This window comes from Sphingobium sp. YR768 (genome assembly GCF_900111125.1).
GTDB lineage: Bacteria > Pseudomonadota > Alphaproteobacteria > Sphingomonadales > Sphingomonadaceae > Sphingobium.
In genome coordinates, this window is the sequence record NZ_FOGE01000016.1 from 74,711 (window position 1) to 94,164 (window position 19,454).

Consider the following 19,454-nt stretch of genomic DNA (forward strand, 5'->3'; position numbering starts at 1 on the left):
GAGCGCCCGAAAGCGCCCCCTTCCCCTATTTCAGAATTTATATCCTGCCGTCAGGCCGAAGGAACGCGGCTCGCCCGGCGTCAGCACCGATGCGTTGGACGTCAGCTGATAGGACACATAGGCGTCATTATTTGTGAGGTTGCGCACCCATAGAGCGACGCGGAACGGGCTGCCCGCAGGCGTGAAGCCGACCTCGCCGCCCAGCTTGAACTCCTTGGTGGAGAAGAGATAGGTCGGGTCGAAATAGAGGCGCGAGGCATAATAGGCGTTCACCGTCGCGTCGATCTTGCCCCAATCATGCTCATGCTCGTAATTCAGCGCGATATTGCCGGTGAATTTGGGCGTCTTGAACAGACGCTTATTCTTTAGATCCACCAGTTCGCCATTGACGAAGCCACCATAGGTGCCTGGCGGCAACGCGACCTGTGCCCCCGGAAAGCGGTCATAGCGCGCGCGGGGAATATAGGATGCGCCCGCCCGCAGGCTGAAATCATCGTTCAGGGTCAGCGTGCCTTCCGCATCGAAGCCGTAAATGGTGGCGCTGGCGGCATTCTGGATGGCGATGACCGTACCGCCCGCCCCCAGACTGGCCTGCACCTGCACATCGCTATAGTCATAATAGAAGGCCGCCAGGTTGAACGTATAGGCGCCGGCCTTCGCCGTCTTGAAGCCCACTTCATAGGCGGTGATCTTTTCCGGCCGAACGCTGGGAAGTGGATTGGCGCTGCCCTGAATATAGGCGGCATTGCCGCCCGGGATGAGACCCGACTTGAAGCCTTTCGACCATGTCGCATAGATGTTCGTGCGATCGGCGATTTCGTACATCAATGATACGCGCGGCGTCCAGGCATCGTCCTTGATCGGGACCAGCGGCGAATCCGCCCCGCCGAAGAAGGATGTCGTACCGCTCTTCTTCTCATCGCTATAGCGGATGCCCGCAACGCCGGTCAGCCGATCGGTGAATTTGAACGTACCCTCCGCGAAGAGGCCGATCGCCTTCGTCTTGATGCCGGTATTGTATGTGAAGATGGACGGATAATTCACCGACAGGTCGCCAGCGGGGAAAGCGCCCGTGGCAAAGTCGCTGACCCGCACATCGACCACCGACGTTCCACGATAATAGTTCGCGCCGGCGACAAAGCTGAAAATGCCGAAATCCTTCGAGGAAAAGAGCAGTTCCTGCTGGAAGGTCTTGTCCAATATCGTGTCGAACGGCGCGACACAGCCAACGCCCGCGCCGACATTCGCGATCTCCAGGCAGTCAGGCGAATAGGTGGCATCGGAATCGACATACTCGCGGCTGCGCGCCCGCGACCAAGCCGTAGTCGACGTGAACTGGCCCATATCCAGATCCCATTTGACCCGCATACTGGCGCCCCGCCCTTCCACCGACGCATTGGGCTTGTGCGCATCATAGGCATATTGCCAGGGACGCGTGCCGACGATGTAATTGTAGGGATTGCCATTGGCGTCGTTCAACTGGGCCGGGCCGGTCGCCGTGCCGCCCGACTGTACCACGCCGATCTGCCCGCGATCGGACTCCCACTCGTTCCAATAGCCGGTCAGCAGGACGTCCAGATTGTCCGTCGGGGTAAGGCGCAATTTCCCACGCAACAGCTTGTCTTCCAAATACATCATGCGATCGCTGCCAAAGGCGTGACGCACGCTGTCCGATACCTGCGAATAGGCGACATTGCGCCCATATCCATTGCTCTTGCGATAGGAGAAGGCCAGGCTGGCCGCTATCGCATCCTCCACGATCGGACCGGATACAAAGCCCTTGAAAGACAGGTCATAGGCCGACCGGCTTGATCCGGCGCCGTCATAATAGCCGGTCGTGACGTCGATCTTGCCCGCGACGTCGTTGCCCGGCTCCTTGGTGGAGATGCGGATCGCGCCGCCGGTCGCATTACGGCCGAACAACGTGCCTTGCGGCCCCTTCAGCACTTCGATCTGGTCCACGTCGGGTAGCGACAGGATCGATCCGGCGAAGCTGGAGACATAGACATTGTCGAGATAGATTGCGATCGGGTTTTCTGCACCCGCCGTGACGACCGTGGTGGAAATGCCGCGCAGCGACGGATTGAGGAAGCTGCTCTGCTGCTGGAAGACGAGACCCGGCGTGAGTTGCTGAAGGCCGCGACTGTCAGTCACGCCCGCACGGGCCAGTTGCTCACCGGACTGCACCGCCACCGTCAGCGGCACATCCTCCAATCTTTGTTCGCGGCGCTGGGCCGTCACGATGATGTCGGCCTGCTGGCGCGCGGTGCCGCCTGCCCCATCCTCCTGCGCCAAAGCCACATGATTCATTTGCGCAATCGCAATGAGCGAAGCGCACAACAACAGCCTGTTGTACGTCATGCCAATCCTCTCCCCATGTCACGCCGCAGTCCGGCGCTTTTTTATGTCAACGGGATGTGCGGATCGGTCGTTGAGTCACCCTCCCGTCCGCACGCCTTATGGTTAGCGTGCTTACTGGAATGAGTAAAGACATACATTCAGGTTTGAATGTAAATAATGGGAGCTTCTATTTCTTGAACAGGTCGCGCCCGATGATCTGCTTCATGACCTCTGCCGCGCCCCCCGCGATGCGGACGATCCGTGCGTCGACATAGGCGCGGGCGATCGGATATTCGGTCATATAGCCATAGCCACCGAAGAATTGCAGGCACTGGTCAACGACCTTCACATGCAGGTTGGTCACGACCAACTTCACCTTGGCCGCTTCCACGCCGGTCAGTTCCCCGGCCAGGAACCGCTTGATGCACCAGTCGGTAAAGACACGGGCCGACAGCACTTCAGCCGACAATTCCGCCAGAACGAACTGGGTGTTCTGGAAATCGGCCAGCGTCTGGCCGAACATCTTGCGTTCCGACGTATAATCGACGGTCCATTGGATCGCGGCTTCCGCCACGCAGATGCTGCGCACGGCCTGCGTCAGCCGTTCCTGCGCCAGCTTGCCCATCATGATGCCAAAGCCGCCGCCTTCCGTGCCCAGCAGGCGATGGAGCGGCGCGCGGACATCCTCCAGGAAGATTTCCGACGTATCCTGCGCCTTGAGGCCGATCTTCTCCAGATTGCGGCCGCGCTTGAACCCTTCCTGATGCGTGTCGACCGCGATCAGGCTGACGCCCTTGGCACCGGCTGCCGGATCGGTCTTGCAGGCGCACACCATAACATCGGCAAGCTGGCCGTTGGAAATATAGACCTTCTGCCCGTTGAGGACATAGTCGTCGCCATCGCGCACGGCCCGCGTGCGGATTTCCTTGACGTCGGACCCGGCGCCCGGCTCGGTCAGGCCCAGCGCGCCGATATACTCGCCCGTCACCATTTTCGGCAGGACGTCCTGCTTCAGTTCCTCGGTGCCGGCCGCCAAAATATAGGGCGCGACCATCTCCGAATGCACCATGAAGCCGGGGCCGGTAATGCCCTTCTTCGCCAGCTCCTCGATGATCACGACATTGTAGAGCCAGTCCGCCCCGAAGCCACCATAGGCCTCCGGGATATTGGGGCAAAGAATGCCGACCTCGCCCGCGCGCTTCCATATCTCGCGAGGGACGACCTCATCCTTTTCCCATTGATGATGGTTGGGCACCAATTCTTCATCGACGAAGCGCGCCACCGTCTCACGGAATTGCTCATGTTCGGCGGAGAATATGCCCCGGCCGCCATCATTGCGCAGCAGCGGATCAGCCATGACGCGCCTCATGCATGGCCAGCGTACGTTGCGCCTGTTTCAGGTGCGGAATATCCAGCATCTTTCCGTCCAGTCCCAAAGTCCCCGAATCCGGGTTGGCGGCGAACAAATCGACCACCCGGCGGGCAAAATCCACCTCCGCCGGCGATGGCGAGAAGCTCTCATTGATGATGTCGACCTGCGCCGGATGGATGGCCACCCGTCCCGAAAAACCTTCCGCCCGCGCCGCCATGCAGGATGCGCGCAATCCATCGGGGTCGCGAAAATCGACGTACAGCGTATCGACCGCCTCAACGCCTGCGGCATGTGCACCGAGCAGACAGAGGGAGCGGACCATCTTGTAGGTCAGCGTCCACTGCCCGCTCTCGTCGGTATTGCCGCTCGCCCCGATGGCGGAACTCAGATCCTCCGCCCCCCAGGTCAGACCATAGAGACGGTCAAGCCCGGCCCCTGCATAATCGCCCAGCCGAAAGGGCGAGATCGCCGTTTCGGTCGCCACCGGCAGAATTTTGATCGATCCCACTTCGATGCCCGCCGCCGTTTCCAGCGCGGACAGATAATGGCTGACCTGCGCCACATCCTGCGGCCCATTCACCTTGGGCAACATGATGCCATCGGGCGCGGCCGATACGATCACGGCCAGATCCTCCAGCGTCCAGGGCGTATCGAGCGGGTTGACCCGCACCCAATATTGCGCCTTGCGCTGGCTCTTTGGGCGCGCCTTGATGAACGCTGGCACCATTTCGCGCGCGACCGGCTTGCGCGCCACCGCCACGGCATCCTCCAGGTCGAAGATGAAGGCGTCGGCGGCCGTACCATCGACCTTCCCCAACTTCTTCTCGCTGTCCCCCGGAATGAACAGAAAGGACCGGATCGGCAGACTGGTCATGCGTCCGCCGGCTTCTTGAGCTGCAATCCGGACCGCTTGCAGGTGGCCACCAGTTCATCCTTCTGGTTGAAAGCCTGATGCAGGAAGGTGACGATACCGGCCTCCGGCCGCGACTTCGACTCCCGCAATTCGATGACTTCCGTCACGACATGGATGGTATCGCCAGCGAAGAGTGGATTGGGGAAGCGCACTTCATCCCATCCCAGATTGGCGACCGCCGTGCCCAGCGTCGTGTCCCCCACCGAAATGCCGACCATCAGGCCCAGGGTGAAGGCCGAATTCATCAGCGGGCGCCCGAATGGCGTCCCCTTCATATATTCGGCATCAATGTGCAACTGCGCCGGATTATGCGTCAGCGTCGACATCAACAGATTGTCGGTTTCGGTCAAGGTACGGCGGATCGGGTGATGGAACACCTGCCCGACTTCCAATTCATCAAACCAGACACCAGCCATTATGCGAGCCCCAGAACAGAGATGGCTGCGATCCCCTGATAGGGAACACCGCCCAGATTATGCGTAACGCCGATCGACGGCGACGACATTTGCCGTTCGCCCGCCCGGCCGAGCAGTTGATTGTAGATTTCATAAGCCATGCGCAGCCCCGACGCGCCGATCGGATGGCCGAAACATTTGAGGCCCCCGTCAATTTGGCACGGCATGGCGCCGTCCCGATCATAGCGCCCGTCGAGAATGTCGAACACCGCACGGCCGTCGTCGGAAAAGCCCAGATCCTCCATAGTGACCAGTTCAGTGATCGAGAAGCAATCATGCACTTCGCTCAGATGCACCTGACTGCGCGGATCGGTGATGCCCGCTTCCTTATAGGCCCGCGCGGCAGCCGCACGGGTCGTCGCGACATAGCTGCCGTCCCAGCTGTTCGTCTGCGTCTCGCGCCCCGAACTGGTCGCCAGTTGCAATGCCTTGATCGTCACCAGATCGCTCTTGCCCAGCGCTCTGGCGATCTCCGGCGTCGTCACGATGGCGCAGGCCGATCCGTCCGACACGCCCGAACAGTCGAACAGGCCCAGCGGATCGGAAATCATCGGCGCGTTCATGATGGTTTCCATCGACACCGCCTTCTGGAAATGCGCCTTGGGGCTATACTGCCCATTCTGATGGCTTTTCCATGAGACATGGCTGATCGCGCGCTTCAGATCTTCCTTCGACGTGCCATATTTCGACCGATAATAGGGCGCCAGTTGCGCAAAGCCCGCCGGCGCCGACCCCATCGGCATCCACATGTCGTTGAACGTACCCTTGAACGGCGGCGGCAGCCCACCAAAGCCGGTATCCTTCAGCTTTTCCGCCCCGATGGCCAGCGCGATGTCAGCCGCGCCGCTGGCCACCGCATAGGTCGCGCCGCGCAGCGCTTCCGTGCCGGTCGCACACATATTTTCCACGCGGCTGACCGGTATGCCCTCCAGCCGCAGCGCCATGGCCGCAGGAATGGAGGAATTGCCGACATTGATGCCATCCCCCCAGCAGCCGAACCAGGCCGCGTCGATCTGCTTGCGCTCGATCCCCGCATCCGCCAGCGCTTCCTCGAACGCTTCCTTCATCAGGTCGGGCGATCCCGCATCCCAACGCTCGCCGAACTTGGAGCATCCCATGCCCAATATGGCGACCTTGTCCTTGATCCCTGTTGCCATGGCTCTTGCTCCTCAGGCCGCACCCAGCGGCGTCGATTTCCAGAAATAACGGTTATAGCCGCGCTGCCGGTCCTTTTCCTTGATGCGGTAGACCATCCGCAGCTTCGCGCCGGTATCGATCCCGTCCTTGCCGATATCGACCATCTCCATCAGGACGCGGGCGCCGCTGTCGAAGCGAACAAAGCCGACCCACAAGGGCGGCGAGGGATGATAGGATAGCCAGTCGGCGGTGGAGGTCAGCACCTCCGCCTGCTCGTCGCGCAGCGACACGTCGCTGAACCCTTCAGCCGACGCATGGCATTGCACGCAATATTGCAGCTGCGGGAACTGCACCGTCCCGCAGCTGCCGCACTTGCCGGCATTAAATCCTTCCAACTGGCCGGCAGAGCGATATTGTTCGGTCAGGGCCGTCTTGCCGCTCTTTTCCGATCGCATGCCCCATTCGGCCTCCAGCCCGCCATAGAAGGACAGCATCCGCAAGTAGCTGTCGGTCGGCAGAGCGTCGGCAATGCAACCAGCGACACCCCGCGCCGGCTGGGCATTGGCGATCGCGTCCGTCACCTCGAAGATCAGAGCATCGGCGCCCTGCCCGAATCCGACCAGCAATATGCGCTCGCCCGGCTGCGCCTTTTCCAGCGTTGCCGCCAGCATCAGCAGCGCATGGGCCGCACCGGCATAGCCCACCCCATCTTCCAGCCCGCCTGCGACGGCGCCAGCAAATTTCACCTTCTTCGCCACGGCATCCGCCGCGCCCTTCAGATAGGATGGCATGACGAAATGCTGGATATCGGCAATGTCGATCTGTGCATCGGCCAGTGCCGCCCGGATCGCCGCCGGGGCGATCTTGGCATAGCCTTCATCGCGCACCCACCGCTCTTCCCAGGCATAGTCGCTGCTCGCTTCGTCCGACCGGAAATGGTCGACAAAGACACTGTTGATGCTGGCCGACCCGATCAGCCGCGCCGCCACATCCTGATCCGACAGGAGGAAGGCTGCCGCCCCTGCACCAAAGCTCAACTCCTGCCCACTGGCGGGCTTGCCATAGGGATTGTCGGCCGCGACCACCAGTTCCGGTCGCCCCCCTTTCAAGGCTTGCAACAGCGCCGACGTGCCTGCCCGCTGCGACCCGGAGGCATCCGATGTGGCAATGGTCGATGGCGCACCGATCGCCCCGGCGACGATGGTCGCGTTCTGAAGGTCAGCATAGGGCAGGTTGGTCGATGCCAGCCGCACCGCCTCCACGCCTGTCAGCCCCCCCCATCCGGCAGCATCGCGCGCTGCCTCCACCGCCATGGTAATGGCATCTTCATCCCAACTGGTGAAGGCACGACTGCCCTTGGCCTGCCCCTTCAGGCCCGGCGCCATCCACGCATGAGCAGCGGCGATGATCGACCGTTCGATCCGAAGGCGGGGAACATAGGCGCCAAAGCGCGCAATACCGATATCCGTCATGCACCTCACCTGCCTGGGGCCATGGCCCCTTTTCTGGTTGCGTCGGGCGGCATTACGCCGCGGAGAGGCCATCGCCTCTCGATTGACGAAGATTTAGTGCGCTATAGTACTTTATGCAAGTGACTTATTATCGGCCCTGTCCTATTATGCGGGGACAAGACAGGAAGGGAGAGGTTGGGATGCGGATTCCGCTGGCGCAATTGCCTGCCAATGGCACGCATATCGTGGAATGTGATGGCCGCCGCGTGCTGCTGTGCCGCAGCCAGAAGGGGATTCACGCCATCGCGGAAATGTGCCCCCATCAGAAATTGTCGCTCGATGGCGGACGGGTGCGCGGCGATTTCATCATGTGCCCGCATCATGGTGCCCGCTTCAATCTGGAGGACGGGCGATCGCTGTCACCCTTGACGACGAACGGCCTGACCCTCTACCCGGTCCGGATCGACGGCGACATGATAGAGGTCGACTGCTGATCGCGGCGCATCACTGCGCCAGCGCGCCGCCATCGACGGCCAGCGCATGCGCGGTGACGAAGCTCGCCCGGTCGGAACAAAGCCACAAGACGGCCTCTCCCACTTCTTCCGGACGCGCCATCCGGCCCATCGGCGCCAGATTTTCCAGCGTGGCGCGCACCTCCGGCCCCTGCTGCATCACCTCGCGCACCATATTGGTCATGGTGACGCCCGGCAGCACCGCATTGACGCGAATCCCGTCGCGCGCATGGCGCAGAGCGACACTCTTGGTCAGCCCGATCACGGCATGTTTGCTGGCGGTATAGGCTGGCTGCGACGGCGCCACCGAGGCGACCAGTCCCGCGACCGACGCCGTATTGACGATCGCCCCGCGCCCCTGCGGCACCATATGCCGTAACTGCGCCTTGATGCATTGCATCATCCCGCGCACATTGATGGCGAAGGTCCGGTCGAAGGCGGCATCGTCCCACAGTGCATCGGCGGGGTGGCAGATGCCAGCATTGTTGAACGCACAGTCCAGGCCGCCAAATTGCGCCACCGTCGCATCGACCACGCGCCGCACATCGGCCGCTTCGGAGATATCGCCGGGCAGGAAGATCGCCTCGCCACCCAACTGCTGCAATTCAGCAAGCGCGTTTTCACCCGCATCCCTGTCAAAATCGACAATGGCAACCCGCGCGCCGCGCTGGACAAAGAGCTTGGCCGTGGCAAACCCGATGCCATTCGCCCCGCCCGTGATGAATATGGACTTGCCCTCAAATTCGCGCATATGGCCCTCCTTTCCTGTTACGCCGCAAAGCGCCGGATCGCCGCGCCCATGTCATGACGGCGCCACAGCCACAGAAACACCGTCATCAGATGCAATTGCGCGCGCGGAATGAAGGCATCGCGGATGCGCGGATCATATCGGTCGGCCAGCGACGCATGATCCGCAATTTCCGCTGCGATCAGGGCCGGGGCGTCCAACATCCACGCGACGCCCAGCAATGCCGTCGCGATCAGCACGCACCGGTCGAACAATTCTGCATCGATCGTCGGGCCACGCAAAGCCGCGAGCCGTTCCAGCAGCAGCGCACGCAAATGCGCGTCATGCCGGTCCAGAAAATCGGTTTCCGCCGCACAGACCATGCCGAAATAGGATTGGGCGATATTGGCCTGCCCTACGCCGCCCCAGTCCAGTTGCCCGGATTGCAGGACACCCGCCTGATCCCGCCAGAACCAGGCATTGTCGGGATTCATGTTCCAATGGGCCAGCGCCACCAGATCGGCTTGCCCGTGTAGGAAAGCCCAAAGCGCCTCCTCCTTTTCCAGCACGACGGCGGCATCGGCGCAAAAGGCATCGAGGAAATCGGGATCGGTCAGTTCCGGGGGCAATAGCTGGGGCGCCTCGCGCGCGAAGGCGCGCAACGCGGTCAGCTTTTCCGCCAGCCCGTCCCGATCGAAGGGGATGACCTTCACCATCGCCGGGCTATCCGGCTGGAAAGGAAACTGGCGCTCAACCGCATCGCCAAACTGCCCCGATCGATGGAACGCCGCCAGCGCCGCAATCGCCCGCGTCTGCGCCTCATAATAAGGCAGCGGATCGGCAATCCGATAGTCTAGGCATTTTTCCAGCGCCGGCTCGACCCCTTCCGCACCATAGGGCACACGCTCGGTGATCAGCAGGCCGGTCTTGTCCGCCACGCTATAGTCGCCGAACAGGCACCATGGCACCCGCACCGGAAAGTCCGCGCGACGCGACAACATGGCGAAGCGCACTTCCGGGTCCATCACCGGGGAGAAAAGCTCGCGCAGCGGATCGCCAAATTCCCGCGTGAACTTGGCGAACAGACGAGTCGGCAAATCCGGTGCCGCATGCGCATAGCGCACATCGATCTCCATCTTGCGTCCCATGCCGCCACCGAAAAACTCACGCCAATGGGTGATCTCCGTCACCACATTGTCCTGCCCGATCGCGCCCGTTGCGCGAAACAGCCGGGTCAGATGCCTCGGTGCATCTTCCAGCAGCACGTCGACGCTGGCCGGAAAGGCCGTACCGACATGGTCGCCCTCGACCAGTTTGGGAAATCCCATCCTCTCACCTCATTCCGCCCGTCCTGCCGGGCATTGCCTCTTTGTGCCGACTATCCGCGATGGATGTTTACAGGTCAATTATCGTATTGCTATTTATCATTCGCTGGCGAACTTATTGACTCGATAAGCATGAGGCGACCAGGAGAGGACCAAGATATGCAAAACAGGCCATGGTATGCCGTCCTGCTGCTCGCCGCCCTGTACGTCATCTCCTATGTCGACCGTCTGATCCTGACCCTGCTGGTTGATCCGATGAAGGCGGATCTGGGCATCAGTGACCTTCAGGTTGGCCTGCTGATCGGCCCGGCTTTCGCCATCCTTTTCTCGGTGATCGGCCTGCCGGTCGCCTGGCTGATCGATCGCGGCAACCGCACAAGATATCTGGCAGCCGGGATCGTCCTGTGGAGCCTGTCGACCCTGCTTGCCGGCTATGCATCTTCCTTCGCGATGCTGTTCGCTTTGCGGATGGGGCTGGCCGTGGGCGAATCGGTGCTGGCGCCCGCCGCCATATCGCTGATCGGCGACCTGTTCCCGCGCGACCGGCGGGCAGCGCCCAGCGCCATCTTCATCGCGGCGGGCACGACCGGCGTGATGCTGGCCTATGTCGTCGGCGCCGCCGCGCTCGATCTGGCCCGCAGCGGCGCCCTGACCACGCTGCCGCTGATCGGCGCGCTCCCAGCCTGGCGTCAGACATTGGTGCTAATCGCCCTGCCCGGCTTCCTGATCGCGCCTTTGCTGATCCTTACCGTCCCCGAACCAAAGCGCGGGGCGATGGAACAGGCCTCGACAGACCTCGCGACGTCAGCGGAAGCGACAGAAACCCGCTTCGGCATCTTCCTCAATCGATCGGATGCCATCCGCTTCTATGGCTGCTTCTTCATCGGCAACGCCATATTGGGCACGATGCTCTATGGCGCACTCGCCTGGTATCCGACCCACCTCATCCGCAGTCAGAATATCGCGCCGGCACAGGCCGGTTATCTCTTCTCCACCGCACTGGCACTCGGCGTCGTGCTGACCATTCTCTTCCCGACCCTGTCCCAACGCCTTGCCCGCTCCGGTCGGCGTGACATCCTCATGCGCATTCCGCTGGTCGTCATACCGATCGGCCTCCTGCTGTTCATCGCTGCGCTCCTCCAACATAGCCTGCTTGGCGCGTCATTGCTCATGGGGCTGGGCTTCAGCCTGCTGAGCGCCATCAACGCGCTGCCTTCCATCACGGTCCCGCTCACCGCACCGCCAGCCTTGCGCGGTCGCCTCGTGGCGATGGTCCAGTTCTGCAACAATATCATCAGCCTCAGCCTCGGTGCCTATCTCGTCGCCTTGCTGGCGCAGACGCGCTTTCCAGGACCCGCGGGACTGGGGCAGGCCATGCTGACCATTGCGCTGATCGCCGGGCCGATCGCCTGGATACTCTATGCCTGCGCCTGGCGCCCCTATCGCCGCGCAACCATCGCCTGACCATTTCATCGGCCAGACCGGACTATATCCGGCGCGCCTATCGGAGAGAGACACAGCATGGCAACGACCGGCGCCCGCAGCGGGCAATCCTTTCAGGGCTGGCGCATGGTCGCCCTGATCTTCGTCATTCTCAACTGCTCCTTGGGTGTCAACTTCGCCGTCTATGGCGCCTTGGTAGACGCGATCCAGACCAGCTTCGCCACCAGTCGCGCTCTTGCCGCTGCCGGCCTCAGCATGCTGACGCTCGCGCTCGGCCTGCTGTCGCCTCTCGTGGGCGGACTGATGCGCCGCGTATCGATCCGCACCCTGATGCTGACAGGCATGATGCTCAATGCGCTCGGTTTCTTCCTGCTGACACAGGTCAGCCATATCGGTTTGCTGCTTACCATCTACATGCTGCTGATCGGCCCCGGCTTCGCCCTGTCCGGTCCGGTTCCCTGCACCGCCATCATCGCCAACTGGTTCGATAGCGACCGGGGCAAGGCGCTGGGCATTATCAATATGCCGTTGGGCAATAGCCTGATGCCATTGCTGGCGGCCGCCATCCTCGCCAGCTTTGGCCTGCGGGCTACCTTTCTGGGGCAAGGTATCGTCCTGATCGCCATGCTCCCCCTGATCTGGCTGGTTGTCGATCATCCGGGTCGGATCGGTCAGCATGCGCTCGGCGCCAGCCCCGACCAGGAGAACGAGACGGGTCAGTCCACGCCCATGGCGGCGGGACAGATCCTACGCTCGCCACCCTTTCTGGTCCTGACGCTGGGGGTATCCTTGCTCAGCGCGGCGGGACTGGTGATGGTGACCCATATCGTCGCCCTCGCCATGGACAGGGGCGTTGCATTGGCGCCAGCCTCCTTGCTGCTGTCCGCCTTCGGCCTTGCCGGTGTGGTCGGCGCGCCCCTGTTCGGCTGGATCGCGGATCGCATCGGTGGCGGCCGCGCCTTTGCCTTGCTGGGCCTCATCCAAATACCCGCCTGGCTAGGCTTGCTGGTCGCAGGGAGCGATCTGGCATCCCTGCTCGGTCTGACCTTCGCTATCGGCCTGTGCTGCAACGCCATCCTGCCCCTTTTCGGATCGCTTATGGGCAGCTGGCTGGGATCGTCCAATGTCGGTCTGGGTATGGGCCTGTGCTATCTGCTGCAAATCCCGTTCATGTTCGGGGCCGGACCGCTGGCCGGCGCGATGTTCGATCGCTTCGGCGGCTATGGACCGACGATACTGCTGCATGTCGGCACCTTCGCCCTGATCGGGTTGCTATTCCTGCTCTACCGGCCACGCCCAATATGAAACGGATCAGTCCTCGGCGAAGTCCGTGCTTTCGCTCAGCGTCCGCCAGTCTTCCAATTCCATATGGCGCGCATCCAGCGCGTCCTTGACGATCGCATAAGCATCGCTGCCCAGCACCAGTCTGGTCGGCGGCGTCTGCGCATTCATGGCATCGATGATGGCACGCGCCCCCCTGCGCGGATCGCCGATCTGCGTCCCGCTGGCCGCCGATGCAGCCGCCCTGCGCCGGGCGAGAAAATCATAGTCGGGATGCGGGTTCGATGCATGCATGAGCGAACGCCCGGAAAAGTCCGTCCGAAAATAGCCGGGTTCGACGATCATCACCCCGATGCCGAAGCGATCCACCTCCCCGGCCAGCGCTTCGGACAAGGCCTCCAGCGCGAATTTCGACGTCGAGTAGAAGGCCGATCCGGCAAAGGATCGAATCCCCGCGATGGACGAGATGTTGACAATAAAACCAGAATCCCGCGCCCGCATATCGGGCAGGGCTGCGCGAATCAGGCGAAGCGGCCCAAAGAAATTGACGTCCATCTGGGTCGCAATCTCTTCGTCGCTACTTTCCTCGACACCGCCCAGAAATCCGTAGCCGGCATTGTTGACCAGCACATCGATACCGCCAAACGCCTTCGCCTGCTCCAGCGCCCCCGCCATGCCGACCGGATCACGAATATCCAGTTGAACCGCCAGCACGCGATCGGGCGCGATCACCTTCAAATCGTCCAGCGTATCGGGATTGCGCGCGGTGGCGATGACCCGCCCGCCCCGTGCCAATATGGCCTCGGCGATCGCCTTGCCAAAGCCGGAGGAGGCTCCGGTGATGAACCAGTTCTTCTCGCCCCATTCCATCATCCCATCCTCCTCCAGCATATTGGGTCACACCCGCTCCGCAGGCAGGCGTCGGGTCATTCTTCCGGCATGATCCGGCCGTTGACGGTGCGTTCATAGCAACCATAACCGGGCACCGACCCATTCAGTCGCAACTTCACCGACTGTTCCAGCAGGGCAAGCGTGGGTTCGTCCGTGTCGGACTTGTACACGCCCACATATTGGTCGTTCGGCGACGTGAGCGAGGAATAGCTGTTGCTGCTGTACCCGACCGTCTCGATATCCAGCCGCCCCTTTTCATAGAGGATGCTGAACGAAATCGGCTCTTCGTCGCGCGCAGCGTCATCGCAACGCCAGCCCATTTCCAGCTTGCCCGGATAGAGGCGGTCGCCCTCATAGACTACGGCTTCGGAGAACACGACCTTGCCGTCGCTGCGCGTCATCGCATCGAACAGCAGGAAACTGATGCCATTCTCAAAATAGCCCTGATGCCATTGGTGATTGAGCAGATCCTTATTGTCGCGCGGACCCAGGCTATGGTCCCGATTGGCGATCGTATCGATATCAAAGCGATCCGCACCAACCTGCAACCATCCGGTCACGCGCCCGATCTGCTCGATATGGCCGGCGGGCAGAAAGTCCTGCAACCCGCCAACCTTATGCAGATCCCAGATGTCGGCATCGGATTCGAACGTCAGTTCATAGGTCATCGGCGTGCGCGGCCCTTCAAGGACCAGTCCGTCCCGCATCGACTGGGCCGGCACCCTACGGACGCCGCCGGCATAGCTATAGGTCAGCTTGCGGCCCGGTTCGATGATGCGGATGGCATAATGCGGCCCGCCGGGTCCGTCCTTGACGGCCCGGCCATTGCCGATCGCGCGATTGCCCACGACGCTGCCATCCGGCAAGCGGACGATGGTGGTTTCCCGAAACATGGTCAGGTCCTTGCGCCAGCGGCCAAGATGCAGCCAGAAACCCACGCCTGCCTTGGGGTCATCCCCGGCCAGCAGGAAATTCTCGCTCCAGTTGGGTGTGTCGGGGAAGGCCCCATCCCACGGATAATCGTTGATCGGCGGCGTCGGCATCGCGAAACTCCTGGTCGAAACAGCGGCGAACGATGTCAGCCACAGGGGTTCGACGCGCGAACACAGGGTCCCGCCCGCTCCTCTCCAGCTTTCCATCGGATCTTGTGCCGCATTTAGTGGCTGACACCGGCCCGCCTGTCAATATAGTACGTCGGCATACGAATTTGCATCGTCGCGCCTGTCATGACGCAATTTCGCTGGACGCAATCGGTACGCTAGATTACTTCATGGGTCGCATACATACGGTAATCGGCAAATGTCGAACTTGGAGAGAGGTTTTCATGGCTACCGAAATCATTCTGCCTAAACTTGGTTTTTCGATGAACGAAGGCCTTCTGTCCGAATGGCTGGTCGCCGATGGCGGCACGGTGACGGCTGGCGAACCGCTGTTCGCGCTGGAAAGCGACAAATCGACTCAGGAGGTTGAAGCTCCGGTCAGCGGTACGCTCAAAATCCTGAAGCAGACCGGCGAAACCTATGAGGTGGGGACGGTTCTGGGCGAAATCATCTGATCGCGCCACGGCCCGAACATAGAAACCATAGGGAGAGGCGTGTCAGACGCCGCACAAGATCATGAAGCGTACCGACAAGGTCATCATCACCTGCGCCGTCACGGGCTCGATCCACACGCCCAGCATGTCCCCCCATCTGCCGATCACGCCGGATCAGATCGCCGCAGATGCCATCGCCGCCGCAGAAGCCGGCGCCGCGATGCTTCATCTGCACGCCCGCAATCCGGAAACCGGTCAGCCATCGCAGGACCCGGCCCTGTTCGCGCAATTCCTGCCCCGCATCAAACAATCGACCGATGCGATCCTGAACATCACCACCGGCGGCGGTCTGGGCATGAGCCTGGACGACCGGCTGGCACCCACCAAGACATTCAAGCCCGAAGTCTGTTCGATGAATATGGGGTCGGTGAATTTCAACATTTCCGGCGCCGGGGCAAAGATCGACAACTGGCAGCATGACTGGGAAAAGCCCTATCTGGACATGACGCAGGACTTCATCCTGTCCAACACCTTCGCCCAGATCGAACGGGCCATGACCGAATTATCGGATCAGGGCACCCGCTACGAATTCGAATGCTATGATGTCGGGCATCTCTACAATCTGGCGCATTTCGTCGATCGCGGGATGGTGAAGCCGCCCTTCTTCATTCAGGGTGTGTTCGGCATATTGGGCGGCCTCGGCCCGGACCCGGAAAATGTGATGCACATGAAATCGACCGCAGACCGGTTGTTCGGCGAGGATTATATCTTCTCCGCGCTCGCGGCGGGTAAGCATCAGATGCGCCTCGTCACCCTTTCGGCTCTGCTCGGCGGTTCGGTTCGCGTCGGGCTGGAAGACAGCCTCTATGCGGGCAAAGGGGTGATGGCGACATCCAATGCCGTACAGGTGGCCAAGATTCGCCGGGTTCTGGAGGAACTGAGCCTCAGCGTCGCGACGCCTGCCGAAGCACGGGAGATGATGCAGACGAAGGGGGGAGACAATGTCGCTTTCTGACATTGCCGTCCCGCATGCCGGTGTTGCAGCAGGCTATGCCTTTGCCGAGGGGCCGACGCTGGACGATAGCGGCATGATCCTGCCGTCGGAATATCCCAATATTTATGCGGCGATCACGCCGGACAAACCGGCCCTGATCTTCGGCCCGCATCAATGGACCTATGCGCAGCTTGATCGCGGTGTGAATGCCGCCTTGACCTTGCTATCCGGCTATGGGATAGGGCGAGGCGGCCGGCTTGCCTATATGGGCAAGAATAGCGACCTGTTCTTCGTCCTGCTGATCGCGGCGATCCGGGCGGGCGCGGTGATGGTGCCCGTAAACTGGCGCAATACCGCACCCGAAACCCGCTACGTCATCGATGATTCGGCCGTGTCGCTCATCATCGCGGACAGCGCCTTTCTGAACCTGATCGGGGAAGCCAATTCCCAAGGCTTGCCCGTGCTGGTTGTCGATCAGGAAGGCCCAGATGGCCTGCGCGCCCGCATCCATGCCGCATCACCCGCAGAGCGCATCCCGCTCGACCCGCATGCCCCGTGCCTGCAACTCTATACCAGCGGCACCACCGGCCGGCCCAAGGGCGTGGTCACGTCGCAATATGCTTTCGGCAGCGCCCGGCATATCGAAAATATCTCCGGCTTCTTCGCCGACTGGGGCGATGACGAAATCCTGCTGTCGCCTTTGCCATCCTTCCATATCGGCGGCATGTCCTGGGTCTGCACCGCGCTGGTGCGGGGGGCGACCGCCCATGTCATCGCCGATACCAGTCCCGCTGTCATTCTGGACAACTGCCTGGCGCACGGCATCACCCGCACCTTCATCGTCCCGACCCTTGTCAGGGCGCTGATCGGCGAAATGGACACGCGTGGTGTTCGCGTCCCGACATTGCGCGGCATCCATTATGGCGCAGCATCCATGGACCCAGCCCTGCTGGAACGATCGGTCGACCGGATCGGCTGCCGCTTCCTGCAATATTATGGCATGACCGAAGTGACGGGCACCATGGCGATCCTGGGGCCGGACGAACATGATGCCAGCAATCCCCATCTGCTGCGATCGGTCGGACGCCCGCTCCCGGGCTTCAGCATCGCCATTCGCGGGCCGGACGCACAATTACTGCCGACCAACATGCCGGGTGAGATCTGGGTCAAGGGGCCCAGCCTGCTGATGGAATATTGGAACAAGCCCGAAGCGACGGCCGATGCGCTGATCGACGGCTGGTATCGATCGGGCGATGGCGGCAAGCTGGACGATAATGGCTATCTGTTCCTGACCGACCGGATCAAGGACATGATCGTATCGGGCGGCGAGAATGTCTATCCTGCCGAAGTGGAATCGGTGCTGCGCGATCATCCCGCCATATTGGATTGTGCCGTATTCGGCCTTCCCCATCCCAAATGGGGCGAGGGCGTCACCGCCGCGCTGGAATTGCGGCCCGGCCATGACGTGGATGCCGAAGAAGTCATCGCCTTCGCCCGCAAATCGCTGGCCGCCTACAAGATACCGCGCCGGATCGAGACGGGTGTTCCGCTGCCCCGCACCGCATCGGGCAAGGTCCAGCGGGCCATGATCCGCAGGCATTTCATGGAGCAGGCCTCATAAAATCAGAAGGCGCCAACCGGCCCGGTCACTCCAGCAAGCGGGCACGAATGGCCTCCAGAATATCATCGCCCAGCCCCAGTTCTTCGCGCAGGAAACCCTGCGCCGATCCATGGCGCTGCTCCACCGTTTCGAACATCGCCGCCAGATAGCTGGGGTCAGCCCGCATGATCGGTTCCCAAACGGCCGGATCGATCCCCTTCAGCTTCGCGCCAAACGGGTCTTTCGCCACCAGTTCGCAACCCCGCGCGAAGAAGCGATCGGTCAACGCATAATCCTGCGCAATCACTTCCCGCGCCACGCCCAGCAGGTCGAGCAAAAGCGCGGCCGCTATACCGGTACGGTCCTTCCCCGCCGCACAATGAAAGACCAGCGGCAACGGCCCCTGCGCGATCCGCAGGAACAGTTCGCGATAGGAGGGCGCCTGCTCATAGGCCAGATCGCGATACGCCTCCAATATATAGGCACGCGCAGTATCGGCCGTCGCCCCCGGCCTTTGCAGCGCTATGGTGACGTCGCCCGCACTGGTCTGATGATCGCGCGCCCATATCTCGTAGCTGGCCATGGCCGGCAGTCGCGATGGCCGCCGGTCGCGCTCCTGCGAAGATCGGAAATCGCAGATGACCTTCAGCCCGATCGCGTCGAGCATGGCATGATCTTCATCGCTCAATTCCGCCATCGTGCCAGAACGATAGACCAGCCCGCGCGCGACGCTGCGCCCGTCTTTGGTCGAATACCCCCCCAGATCGCGGAAATTATGCCCGCCCGTCAGCGGAACGACCCGCTCCAGTTCCAGATCCGTCATGCCTTGCCTTTCTGATTGGTAACGGCCGCTGCCAGCAATGCGCCGGTGAAGCCGGGAATGCGTGCCATAGCCTCATCCGACAGGCCATAACGCGGCAAGGGAAACCCCAGAAAATGCGTCCGGCCGGTATCGGTGCGATATAAATAGGTGATGGTCTGGATCAGGCTGCCCCATTGTCCGCCCGGATGCATGAACGCCTCCCCCGACAGCACATGACCGCCAGCCTGCTCCACCAGTTCCCGCACGATCCGCAGGTTATTCTGCCACAGCCGCCGGCAGACGATATAGACGCCGACCGGCGTCCCGGCGAACAACGCCTTCGCCCGATCGCTTTCCAGAAAGGATCGAATCGGCACGGATGGGTTATCGCCCCAGGTATTGCTGAACAACAGGACGGCATCATAGCGCACATCGACGGCATCGGGCGGGTCGAAGGCAATCGGCACCGTCATCCCCTTCTGCGCGCCCTGCGTCCATTTCTTCGACGCGGCAATGTTCATCGGGCGCGCCAGTGCATCCGCCGGATCGCTCATGCCGATGCGGCACAATGTCGCATCCCACCCGACCTCGACGGCCGCCCGTGCCGCCTGCATGGCGGCCTTCTCCGCCTGCCCGGTCATCGAATAATAAAGGATCAGACAGCGCATCGTCGGCAT

General features: G+C 61.9%; 18 protein-coding genes. 6 read left to right on the forward strand and 12 right to left on the reverse strand.

All coding sequences use genetic code 11. The features are described 5' to 3' along the window. Window positions 1-30 precede the first annotated feature (30 nt). The 6 genes from BMX92_RS17340 to BMX92_RS17365 form a co-directional block, all read right to left on the reverse strand. On the reverse strand, window positions 31-2,361 hold the full coding sequence (locus BMX92_RS17340) for a TonB-dependent receptor (RefSeq protein WP_093018783.1): 2,331 nt from the start codon (window positions 2,359-2,361) through the stop codon (window positions 31-33). 166 nt (window positions 2,362-2,527) lie between these two features. Further along, the gene (locus BMX92_RS17345; RefSeq protein ID WP_093018785.1) at window positions 2,528-3,697 is read right to left on the reverse strand and encodes an acyl-CoA dehydrogenase family protein; all 1,170 of its coding nucleotides are present in this window, start codon (window positions 3,695-3,697) and stop codon (window positions 2,528-2,530) included. After that, the gene (locus BMX92_RS17350) at window positions 3,690-4,586 is read right to left on the reverse strand and encodes an HpcH/HpaI aldolase/citrate lyase family protein (protein WP_093018787.1); all 897 of its coding nucleotides are present in this window, start codon (window positions 4,584-4,586) and stop codon (window positions 3,690-3,692) included. Before BMX92_RS17350 ends, BMX92_RS17345 begins: the two co-directional genes overlap by 8 nt. Continuing rightward, on the reverse strand, window positions 4,583-5,041 hold the full coding sequence (locus BMX92_RS17355; RefSeq protein WP_093018789.1) for a MaoC family dehydratase: 459 nt from the start codon (window positions 5,039-5,041) through the stop codon (window positions 4,583-4,585). The genes BMX92_RS17350 and BMX92_RS17355 overlap by 4 nt, the downstream gene beginning before the upstream one ends. After that, on the reverse strand, window positions 5,041-6,237 hold the full coding sequence (locus BMX92_RS17360) for an acetyl-CoA acetyltransferase (protein WP_093018791.1): 1,197 nt from the start codon (window positions 6,235-6,237) through the stop codon (window positions 5,041-5,043). The genes BMX92_RS17355 and BMX92_RS17360 overlap by 1 nt, the downstream gene beginning before the upstream one ends. Before the next feature lie 12 nt (window positions 6,238-6,249). Further along, the gene (locus BMX92_RS17365) at window positions 6,250-7,689 is read right to left on the reverse strand and encodes a 3-oxoacyl-[acyl-carrier-protein] synthase III C-terminal domain-containing protein (RefSeq protein WP_093018793.1); all 1,440 of its coding nucleotides are present in this window, start codon (window positions 7,687-7,689) and stop codon (window positions 6,250-6,252) included. A gap of 179 nt (window positions 7,690-7,868) precedes the next feature. On the opposite strand from BMX92_RS17365, the gene BMX92_RS17370 reads away from it, so the two are divergent. After that, on the forward strand, window positions 7,869-8,162 hold the full coding sequence (locus tag BMX92_RS17370) for a Rieske (2Fe-2S) protein (RefSeq protein WP_177185114.1): 294 nt from the start codon (window positions 7,869-7,871) through the stop codon (window positions 8,160-8,162). 10 nt (window positions 8,163-8,172) lie between these two features. On the opposite strand, the gene BMX92_RS17375 is transcribed toward BMX92_RS17370, so the two are convergent. Together BMX92_RS17375 and BMX92_RS17380 are read right to left on the reverse strand one after the other, a co-directional pair. After that, window positions 8,173-8,931, reverse strand: coding sequence for an SDR family NAD(P)-dependent oxidoreductase (locus BMX92_RS17375; protein ID WP_093018797.1), 759 nt, complete (start codon window positions 8,929-8,931; stop codon window positions 8,173-8,175). Window positions 8,932-8,948: 17 nt separating this feature from the next. After that, the gene (locus BMX92_RS17380; protein WP_177185115.1) at window positions 8,949-10,235 is read right to left on the reverse strand and encodes a hypothetical protein; all 1,287 of its coding nucleotides are present in this window, start codon (window positions 10,233-10,235) and stop codon (window positions 8,949-8,951) included. 156 nt (window positions 10,236-10,391) lie between these two features. On the opposite strand from BMX92_RS17380, the gene BMX92_RS17385 reads away from it, so the two are divergent. Beyond that, on the forward strand, window positions 10,392-11,696 hold the full coding sequence (locus tag BMX92_RS17385) for an MFS transporter (RefSeq protein ID WP_177185116.1): 1,305 nt from the start codon (window positions 10,392-10,394) through the stop codon (window positions 11,694-11,696). Between the two features lie 57 nt (window positions 11,697-11,753). Continuing rightward, window positions 11,754-12,980 carry an MFS transporter gene (locus BMX92_RS17390; protein WP_093018803.1) on the forward strand — a complete coding sequence of 409 codons (1,227 nt, stop codon included), beginning with the start codon at window positions 11,754-11,756 and terminating at the stop codon, window positions 12,978-12,980. 6 nt (window positions 12,981-12,986) lie between these two features. On the opposite strand, the gene BMX92_RS17395 is transcribed toward BMX92_RS17390, so the two are convergent. Further along, window positions 12,987-13,829: an oxidoreductase gene (locus BMX92_RS17395; RefSeq protein WP_177185117.1), complete on the reverse strand. Its 843-nt coding sequence runs from the start codon at window positions 13,827-13,829 to the stop codon at window positions 12,987-12,989. A 53-nt stretch (window positions 13,830-13,882) separates the two neighbouring features. Next, window positions 13,883-14,890, reverse strand: a complete 1,008-nt coding sequence (locus tag BMX92_RS17400) for a hypothetical protein (RefSeq protein ID WP_093018805.1) — start codon at window positions 14,888-14,890, stop codon at window positions 13,883-13,885. A 281-nt stretch (window positions 14,891-15,171) separates the two neighbouring features. Here BMX92_RS17400 and BMX92_RS17405 point away from each other — a divergent pair, with 281 nt between their 5' ends. From BMX92_RS17405 to BMX92_RS17415, 3 genes are all read left to right on the forward strand, one after another. Then, on the forward strand, window positions 15,172-15,402 hold the full coding sequence (locus tag BMX92_RS17405) for a biotin/lipoyl-containing protein (protein ID WP_093018807.1): 231 nt from the start codon (window positions 15,172-15,174) through the stop codon (window positions 15,400-15,402). A gap of 61 nt (window positions 15,403-15,463) precedes the next feature. Continuing rightward, on the forward strand, window positions 15,464-16,396 hold the full coding sequence (locus tag BMX92_RS17410) for a BKACE family enzyme (RefSeq protein ID WP_093018809.1): 933 nt from the start codon (window positions 15,464-15,466) through the stop codon (window positions 16,394-16,396). Further along, window positions 16,383-17,996, forward strand: a complete 1,614-nt coding sequence (locus tag BMX92_RS17415) for a class I adenylate-forming enzyme family protein (protein ID WP_093018811.1) — start codon at window positions 16,383-16,385, stop codon at window positions 17,994-17,996. The genes BMX92_RS17410 and BMX92_RS17415 overlap by 14 nt, the downstream gene beginning before the upstream one ends. Before the next feature lie 25 nt (window positions 17,997-18,021). Here BMX92_RS17415 and BMX92_RS17420 read toward each other — a convergent pair whose 3' ends face one another. After that, window positions 18,022-18,798 carry a tyrosine-protein phosphatase gene (locus tag BMX92_RS17420; RefSeq protein WP_093018813.1) on the reverse strand — a complete coding sequence of 259 codons (777 nt, stop codon included), beginning with the start codon at window positions 18,796-18,798 and terminating at the stop codon, window positions 18,022-18,024. Further along, window positions 18,795-19,445 (reverse strand): hypothetical protein, encoded by a 651-nt coding sequence (locus BMX92_RS17425; RefSeq protein ID WP_143066817.1) that lies wholly within the window; start codon window positions 19,443-19,445, stop codon window positions 18,795-18,797. Before BMX92_RS17425 ends, BMX92_RS17420 begins: the two co-directional genes overlap by 4 nt. Window positions 19,446-19,454 lie beyond the last annotated feature (9 nt).